General features: G+C 75.1%; 7 protein-coding genes. 6 read left to right on the top strand and 1 reads right to left on the bottom strand.

Translation table 11 applies throughout. The annotated features are described in order from the left end of the window. Nucleotides 1–87: 87 nt before the first annotated feature. Nucleotides 88–1,143 carry a CAP domain-containing protein gene (locus ACFCX4_RS32650; RefSeq protein ID WP_376150455.1) on the bottom strand — a complete coding sequence of 352 codons (1,056 nt, stop codon included), beginning with the start codon at nt 1,141–1,143 and terminating at the stop codon, nt 88–90. Between the two features lie 772 nt (nt 1,144–1,915). Here ACFCX4_RS32650 and ACFCX4_RS32645 point away from each other — a divergent pair. The 6 genes from ACFCX4_RS32645 (at nt 1,916) to ACFCX4_RS32620 (ending at nt 7,714) form a co-directional block, all read left to right on the top strand. Then, nucleotides 1,916–3,130, top strand: a complete 1,215-nt coding sequence (locus ACFCX4_RS32645) for a hypothetical protein (RefSeq protein WP_376150453.1) — start codon at nt 1,916–1,918, stop codon at nt 3,128–3,130. Between the two features lie 310 nt (nt 3,131–3,440). Further along, nucleotides 3,441–5,003, top strand: coding sequence for an ATP-dependent DNA ligase (locus ACFCX4_RS32640; RefSeq protein WP_376150451.1), 1,563 nt, complete (start codon nt 3,441–3,443; stop codon nt 5,001–5,003). A 356-nt stretch (nt 5,004–5,359) separates the two neighbouring features. Further along, nucleotides 5,360–5,578 (top strand): ferredoxin, encoded by a 219-nt coding sequence (locus tag ACFCX4_RS32635; protein ID WP_376150461.1) that lies wholly within the window; start codon nt 5,360–5,362, stop codon nt 5,576–5,578. A 75-nt stretch (nt 5,579–5,653) separates the two neighbouring features. After that, nucleotides 5,654–6,868 carry a cytochrome P450 gene (locus tag ACFCX4_RS32630; protein ID WP_376150459.1) on the top strand — a complete coding sequence of 405 codons (1,215 nt, stop codon included), beginning with the start codon at nt 5,654–5,656 and terminating at the stop codon, nt 6,866–6,868. 185 nt (nt 6,869–7,053) lie between these two features. Next, on the top strand, nt 7,054–7,215 hold the full coding sequence (locus tag ACFCX4_RS32625) for a hypothetical protein (RefSeq protein WP_376150449.1): 162 nt from the start codon (nt 7,054–7,056) through the stop codon (nt 7,213–7,215). Between the two features lie 190 nt (nt 7,216–7,405). Continuing rightward, a complete protein-coding gene (locus ACFCX4_RS32620) occupies nt 7,406–7,714 on the top strand; it encodes a hypothetical protein (protein ID WP_376150457.1) in 309 nt (102 codons plus the stop codon). Nucleotides 7,715–7,750: the final 36 nt, after the last annotated feature.

The following is a 7,750-nucleotide window of genomic DNA, read 5'->3' as shown; positions in this document are numbered from 1 at the left end:
GGCCGGACCCGGCGGGCCCGGCCACCCGGCGAACCGTCCGGGGACCGTTCCCCGGTCAGGACGGCGACCGGAAAGGCCGACGTCCGGTCAGGACGGCGAGGCGAAGACCTGCGTCCACCAGGGGCCGCCCGAGCCGGTCCGGACGCCCACGCCGATCTGCTTGAAGGAGCAGTTGAGGATGTTGGCCCGGTGACCGGGGCTGTTCATCCACGACTCCATCACGGCGGCCGGGTCCTTCTGACCGCGCGCGATGTTCTCGCCCCAGGTGCTCCAGCGGTAGCCGGCCGCCTCGATCCGCTGGTCGGCGTGCCTGCCCTCCGGGCTGGCGTGGTCGAAGAAGCCTCGGTCGGCCATGTCGTCGCTGTGGACCAGGGCGGCGGCGTTCAGCCGGGAGTCCGCCGTGAGCGGTCCGCAACCGGCCTGCGAGCGCTGGGCGTTGACCAGTTCCACCACCTGCTGGGCGAAGGAGCCGTTCGACGACCCGCCCGGGTTGGTGCCACCGGCGCGCGGGGCGGTCGTGCCGGGCCTGGCGGTGGCGGAGGCCTGGGACGACGGGGGCGCCGACGGCTTCTCCGGGGCGGTGGGCCCGGTGGTGGGAACGCCCGGTGCGCCCGGCGCTCCGGGCGCCCCGGGCGCCCCGGGGGCCTCGGGGGCCTCGGTCGCGGCCTGGCCGCGGGACGCACTGGACGGCGTGGCGGGCGTGGCGCCCCGGCCCGGGGTGGTGGCCGGGGCCGTGGGCGTGGCCGGGGCGGCCGCAGTGCCCGTGGGCTCGGTCCCCGCCGCGGCTCCGCGCGCCTCGTCGGTCGCGGCCGGCACCGGCGGGAGGTCGCCGATGCCCGCACCGGGCACCTGGATGCCGTTCCGGTCGCCGGCCTCCGCGGCGATCACCGGCTCGTAGGAGACGGCCCGCGCCCCGGAGTCGGGCGCCTCGTCGCCCCGGTAGACGGCGTACCCCGCACCGGTCAGCGCGGCGATCACGCCCGTCCCGGCGACGGCCGCGACCACGGCCACCACCGGCCCCACCCCGCCGCGCCGGCGCCGTCTGCCGGGGCCGCGCCGCCGTTCCGCGGCACGCCGGGCCGAGCGCCCGCCGCCGGGGCGGCCGGTCGCGGGAAGGATGGTGGTCCGGTCTTCGCTGTTCACCTGCGCACGCTTCCTGAGTTCGGGTCCGTCGGGTCCGTCGGGAGGGTCCGACGGACGAGTGCCGACACCTGGGAGACCGACGGGCGGTGGGTGGATAACAGAAATGTGCGAACGGATTTCCGAAACGGGGTTTCCGGCCGGAGCCGACGGCGCTGCGGGGCCGCGGGGCGGCGCTGAGCCATGATGCCGCATCCGCCCACGACCGGGGCGCGGCCCGCCCGGGCGGCGCCCACGGACATGCCGCGGTGCGCCCGCCCCACGGCCCCCGGCACAGCGGAGACGCCGACACGCGGACCCCGCCCCGCTCCGAGGGGCGACCCGGCCGCTCCACCGGCACGCCCGCCGCCCCGGCGGGCGGACGGAGGAACCGTGGCGCCCCACCCCGCAGGCCATCGGCCGGACCCACCGACAGCGGAACAGGACCGTGGAGCCCGGCCCCGCCGCCTCCCGCGGCCGACTCGACCGGCCCTCCCCGCGCCGACCACCACGGGCGGCAGGCCGTCCAACGGTCGTGACCAAGATCTCCGGCTGGAGTACGATGTGGCCCACGGCCGAGCCCCCGGGAACGGGGCGGCACAGGTGGAACCACGTAACTGATCACTGGCTTCGTGGTGCACGTGCGTGTGGGGCGGGCCGGTTTCGGAGGGGGCATCCATGGTGCCGATGATCGACGATGCGCCCCCGAGGTTCCGCGGACTCGCCGCGGAACCAGCGGTGCACCAGCCACCCCTTTCTTTCATCTCTTCCACCACCGGCCCGGAGAATCCTCGACATGAGCCTTTTCGGTACCACAGCCGTTCCGGAGTCGGACGACTGGGAGGCATGGCTCGCCTACGCGGACCTGCTGACCCGGGAGGGTGATCTGCGGGGAGAGGCCATCCGGCAGGAACACCACCGCGAGCACGGCGACGCGGACCCGTCCCGCCCGACCGCGGCGTACGCGGAGGTGGAACGGCAACTGGGACTGGACGGGCTGCGGGAGGACGGCTCCTGGCGGTTCACCTGGTCCCGCGGCTTCATCGACGAGGCATGCTTCCGCCTCGCCGAAGACACCCGGCCGCAACGCCGGAACCTGGTGGAACGGCTCCTGACGGACCGCCCCCGCACCGTGACCATCGACCCGGCCGACCCCGAACAGTGGGAAAGCGCACTGATCGACGCCCTCCTCGCCCACCCCGCCACCCACCGGCTGCGCACACTCGAACTGCACCTCACCGACTACCACCACTCCGGCGAACACTCCGCGGTCTCACTTGCCGGCCGCCCCCGCCCCCGGCTGGAACGCATGTACTACGGCTATGACTTCACCTACCTCGGCGAACCGAGTGAGACGTCGGCGGGCAAGGTGACGGACCCCGAGGATCACATGTGCACAGGCGTGGTGTCCGCAGAGGCAGGTGAGACGCTGTGGAGGTCGCTTCCCGCACTGCGTACGCTGGAACTCGAAGGGGGTTTCCTCTTCAATGACGTCGAGCACGGAACCCTCACCCGGCTGCGGATGCGGGGGAACACGTTCACCAGGTCCATGTTTCCGTCCGCGACACCGAATCTTGTCTCGCTGGAAGTCGATGTCCGCGAGAGCGTGCACGGCGTTCACATCCTGAACGACGTCCTCGACGAACTCACGCCGCAGCGTTTCCCGAAGCTCAGGAATCTCGACCTGGGAAAAGCGGACTTCGACCCGGAAGAGGCCACCGATTTTCTCGTCCTCGCGAACTCGCCGCTTCTTCCACAGCTTGAGCACCTGCGCATCCAGCACCTGGTGATCGAAGAGGAGTACTGCGAGGACGAACCGCTGGACGTGTTGACGGAACTCGCCCCCAGGTTCGCTCATCTCACTTCCTTCCTGGCGGACGAGGTCTGCATCGAGGACACCGCGGCGAACGACGGCACCTACCTCGGAACCGGCGCGGAAGAAGTCGAACGCCTGCTTCCTCGGTTCAACCTGGTTCAGCGTTCCACCGCCGACGCCGTGGATGCCGGTTGAGTCGATCAGCAGGCGACTCGGGACCGGTTGCCGAGGGGCCGCCGATCTCGTGCCGGTCGTTCGGGACTTCCCTGACAAGGCACCCACCGGGGCACCCGCCGCCGACCGGTCCGCGCGCACCCGTCGACGCGTCCGATCGGCGCGGCGCCCCGTCTCCCATCCGGCCGGGCGTCGGCGGTCGGCGCCCCGGTCCGGCGGGCGGGAGGGGGCCGGATCGCCGATCCTGGATGCCCGTCCCGCCGACGGCGGCGCGCCGGCTCCGGACCGCCGCCACCGGCCCGGGACCTCGTGCGTCCGAGGAGACCCCGCGATGCTGCTCCACCGGCTGGCCCTGACCTCACGTGCCGTGGCGGCCGAGCCGGGCCGCCGGGCCAAGACCGGGCTGCTGGCCGACGGGCTGCGGGCGCTCGGCCCGCAGGAGGCGCCGGCGGCCGTGGCGCTGCTCTCCGGCGAGTCGCAGCGGCTGCGCACCGGGCTCGGCCCGGCCGCGCTGCGCGAGCTGCCGCCGCCCGCCGCCGAACCGGGCCTCGGGGTGCGGGAGACGGAGCGGGCCCTGGAGGAGATCGCCGCCGTGCACGGGGCCGGCGCCCGGGCGGAGCGGCGCCGGCTGCTGGTCGCGCTGTTCGGGCGGGCCACCGACGTGGAGCAGGCGTTCCTGCGCGCCGTCCTGGTCGGCGAGCTGCGCCAGGGGGCGCTGGACGCGGTGGTCGCCGACGCGGTCGCGCAGGCCGCCGGGGTGCCGGCGGCGGCGGTGCGCCGGGCGCTGATGTTCCGCGGTTCGGCGCGGGCGGTCGCGGCGGCGGCGCTGACCGGCGGGGAGACCGCGCTGGCCGCGTTCCGGCTGGAGGTGGGCCGGCCCGTGCGGCCGATGCTGGCGGCCTCGGCGCCGGACGTCGCGACGGCCCTGGAGCGGTTCACCGGGCCGGCCGCGCTGGAGTGGAAGCTGGACGGCATCCGGGTGCAGGTGCACCGGGACGGCCGGGACGTCGGTGTCTTCACCCGTTCGCTGGACGACATCACCGCCCGGGTGCCCGAGGTGGTGGAGGCCGCGCTCGCGCTGCCGGTGCGTTCGGCGGTGCTGGACGGCGAGGCCCTCGCGCTGGGGCCGGACGGCCGTCCGCGGCCCTTCCAGGAGACCGCCGCCCGCACCGCGGCCCGCTCGGATCCCGGGCGGCTGCGCGCCGAGGTCCCGCTCAGCGTGTCGGTCTTCGACCTGCTGCACCGGGACGGCGAGGAGCTGGTGGACCGGCCGGGGCGGGAGCGCTGGGCCGCGCTGGCCGAGACCGTCCCGGCCGGCCTGCGGGTGCCCCGCACCGGGACCTCGGACCGGAAGGAGGCGCTGGCGTTCTTCCGGTCGGCCCTCGCGCACGGCCACGAGGGCGTGCTGGTGAAGGACCCGGCGGCCGGCTACCGGGCGGGGCGGCGCGGATCCGGCTGGATCAAGGTCAAGCCGCGCCACACGCTGGACCTGGTCGTGGTGGCCGCCGAGTGGGGCAGCGGGCGGCGGCGCGGCTTCCTGAGCAATCTGCACCTCGCCGCGCGGGCGGGCGGCGAGCCGGGGCTCGGCCCGTGGGTGATGCTCGGCAAGACCTTCAAGGGACTCACCGACGAGATGCTCGCCCAGCAGACCGAGGAGCTGCTGGCCCGGGAGGTCGAACGGGACGCGTGGACCGTGCGGGTGCGGCCGGAACTGGTCGTGGAGATCGCCTTCGACGGGGTGCAGCGCAGCCCCCGCTACCCGGCGGGGCTGGCGCTGCGGTTCGCCCGGGTGCTGCGCCACCGGCCCGACAAGGGCGCGGCGGAGGCGGACACCGTCGCCACCGTCCGGGAGATCGCCGCCGCCGAGGGCCTCGGCCGCACCGAGCCGGCCTGAGCCGGGCGCCGGGGCGGGCGCCGGGGCGGGCGCCGCGACAGGCGCCGGGACGGGCCGGATCCGCCCGAGCAGGCCGCAGGGCCGCCCGCCGGACGGTCACAGGACGGCCACAGGACGACCGGCCGCTCCCGGACGACCAGACCCCCGTGCACCGGACGACTCCGGACAGTCTGTCTGACGAATGATCAAACTTCATTAATCTCACAGTCGTTCACGACCAGAGGCAAATCGGCCATTCTTCGCGAGGTGGCCGTGCACTCTTCGTGTGCGACAGGAGGCGGGGTTAGCTTGGCCACGACAGCGGAGGGCGGCACGGCCCGGGCGATCCCGTGCCACATCACTGAGAGGTGTCCGACATGCAGGTGAACGTCGAGCGGGACCGCTGCTGCAGCTCCGGCCAGTGCGTCATGACGGCTCCGGAGGTCTTCGAGCAGGACGACCGCGACGGTCTGGTGAGAGCCCTGGTGAGCGTCGTTCCGGCGGCCCGGTCCGCCGACGCACGCCTCGCCGCCGAGCTCTGCCCGGGCGGCGCGATCACCGTCACCGAGGACGACGGGGCCGGCGCCACCGTCTAGCGACCGCCCGGGGCCGCTGCCCGCCCGCCGTCTCCCACCGCCGGCCACAGGCACCACCTGTCACGCGAGGAGACCATCTTGAGCACTTCCATCGCCCCCGTCACTTCGATCCCGGCCCGGCACGACACGGCCTGCCCGTTCGCGCCGCCGCCCGCCTACACCGACGCCGCGAACGGCGGCCCGGTCAGCCGCGCGGAGCTCCCGGACGGCACCCCCTGCTGGCTGGTCACCGGCTACCCGGAGGTCCGCACCGTGCTGTCGGACCGCCGGTTCAGCGCCGACGCCCGCCGGCCCGAGTTCCCCTTCCTGACCGAGGGGCGCCGCGAGCTCGTCGCCGCCAACCCCTCCTTCCTGCGCCTCGACGACCCGGAGCACGCCCGGTTGCGCCGCATGGTCACCGGCGACTTCCTGATCAAGCGGGTCGAGGCGATGCGCCCCGGGATCCAGCAGATCGTGGACGAGGCACTGGACCGGATGACCGCCGGCGGCGGGCCGGCCGACCTGGTCGCCCACTTCGCGCTGCCGGTGCCCTCGCTGGTGATCTGCCTCCTGCTCGGCGTCCCCTACGCGGACCGGGAGGCGTTCCAGGCGAACAGCCGGACCCTGCTCGCCACCGACGTGGACGACCGGGAGGTCGCCCGGGCGCAGCAGGAGCTCCTCGGCTACCTGAGCGATCTCGCCGAACGGAAGCGCGCCGAACCGGGCGACGACATCATCAGCCGGCTGGCCGCCCGCGACGACCTCACCCTGCGCGAGATCGCGTCGACCGGCGTGCTGCTGCTGGTCGCCGGGCACGAGACCACCGCCAACATGATCGGGCTCTCCACCGCGCTGCTGCTGCGCCACCCGGAGCAGGCCGCCCGGCTGGCCGACCCGGCGGCGGTGCCCGGGGCGGTCGAGGAGCTGCTGCGGCTGCTCACCATCGTGCACACCGGGGTGCCCCGGCTGGCGGTGGAGGACGTCGAGCTGGGCGGCACCCTGATCCGGGCCGGGGACGGGGTGATGGCGATGCTGTCGACGGCCAACCGGGACGGCGGGCTGTTCGCCGCCGAGGGACACCCGGGCGTCGACGAGGTCGACCTCGGCCGGGAGGCGCGGCGGCACCTCGCGTTCGGCTTCGGCGTGCACCAGTGCCTGGGGCAGCCGCTGGCCCGGGCCGAGCTGCAGATCGCGCTGGGCACGCTGTTCCGCCGGCTGCCGGGGCTGCGCCTCGCGGTGCCGGAGGAGGAGCTGAGCTTCCGGACCGAGGCGCTGATCTACGGGCTGGGGTCGCTGCCGGTCACCTGGTGAGCGCCCGCGGCGGCGCCCGGCGGGGGCGGGCGCGACAGGGGCAGCCGGCGGCCCGGTTGGCCGTGGCGGGGGCGCGGAGGCACGCTGGAGGGGCGAAGGAGACCACCGGTCCGGTGGCCGTCCGTTCCCGCGGCGCACCGCGGCGGGCCCGGACGCCCCGGCCGGCCGAGGAGACGGAGCCCGCGATGACCGACATGAGCGCACGCTCCGAGGTGAGCAGCGAGCGGGACGAGGACGTCCGCGCCGCCGACCCCGAGGAGGGCATCACCTCGATGCAGAACCTGCACGCACAGGAGACCTCGCAGGCGGAGGGCGAGGCTCCCGAGGAGCCGGGGACGGTCGGCTGATCCGTTCCCGACCGCTCCGACGGAAGATCTGCCACGAGGCCGCCCGTCCCCCGGGCGGCCTCCGCGACCGCCGGTTCCGCGGCCCGAGCGGCGGCGGACCGGTGGGGAGGATGGGCGCATGACCGAACAGCAGCAGGGCACGGCAGGACAGGAACCGGTCCGGACCGGCGGGCCGGGCGGGGCGGCGCGGGTGGAGCCCCCGGCCGATCCGCGGGCCTCGTGGGCGACCTGGACCACCCAGTCGATCATCAGCGGGCCCGGCGGGGTGACCACCGCCGAGGTCGGCCCGATATCGGGCGACCTCACGGTGCACACCACCTGGGTGGACGGCGAGGCGCGGCTCACGGTGCAGTACACGGGAGCGCTGGACTGGTACTCGGTGGCCGGCAGCCCCGTTCCGGCCGCCGACGAGGCCACCGCCCGGGCGGTCCACCAGGCGATGGTGAACGCCGTCAAGGCGGGGCGCGGCGCCGGGGCCCCGGCGGCACCGACCGGCTGAGGACGGGCGCGGCGCACCGGCCGGTCCCGTCGGGGG

The sequence above is a fragment of the Kitasatospora sp. NPDC056327 genome (assembly GCF_042261735.1).
Taxonomy (GTDB): Bacteria; Actinomycetota; Actinomycetes; order Streptomycetales; family Streptomycetaceae; genus Kitasatospora.
The sequence above is the reverse complement of the archived record's forward strand: the minus strand, read 5'-3'. Positions and strand labels throughout refer to the sequence as shown.

What these genes read in the sequence shown, in the direction of transcription:
- ACFCX4_RS32645 (WP_376150453.1), top strand. Translation starts at nt 1,916, where the DNA reads ATGAGCCTTTTCGGTACCACAGCCGTTCCGGAGTCGGACGACTGGGAG.
- ACFCX4_RS32640 (WP_376150451.1), top strand. Translation starts at nt 3,441, where the DNA reads ATGCTGCTCCACCGGCTGGCCCTGACCTCACGTGCCGTGGCGGCCGAG.
- ACFCX4_RS32635 (WP_376150461.1), top strand. Translation starts at nt 5,360, where the DNA reads ATGCAGGTGAACGTCGAGCGGGACCGCTGCTGCAGCTCCGGCCAGTGC.
- ACFCX4_RS32625 (WP_376150449.1), top strand. Translation starts at nt 7,054, where the DNA reads ATGACCGACATGAGCGCACGCTCCGAGGTGAGCAGCGAGCGGGACGAG.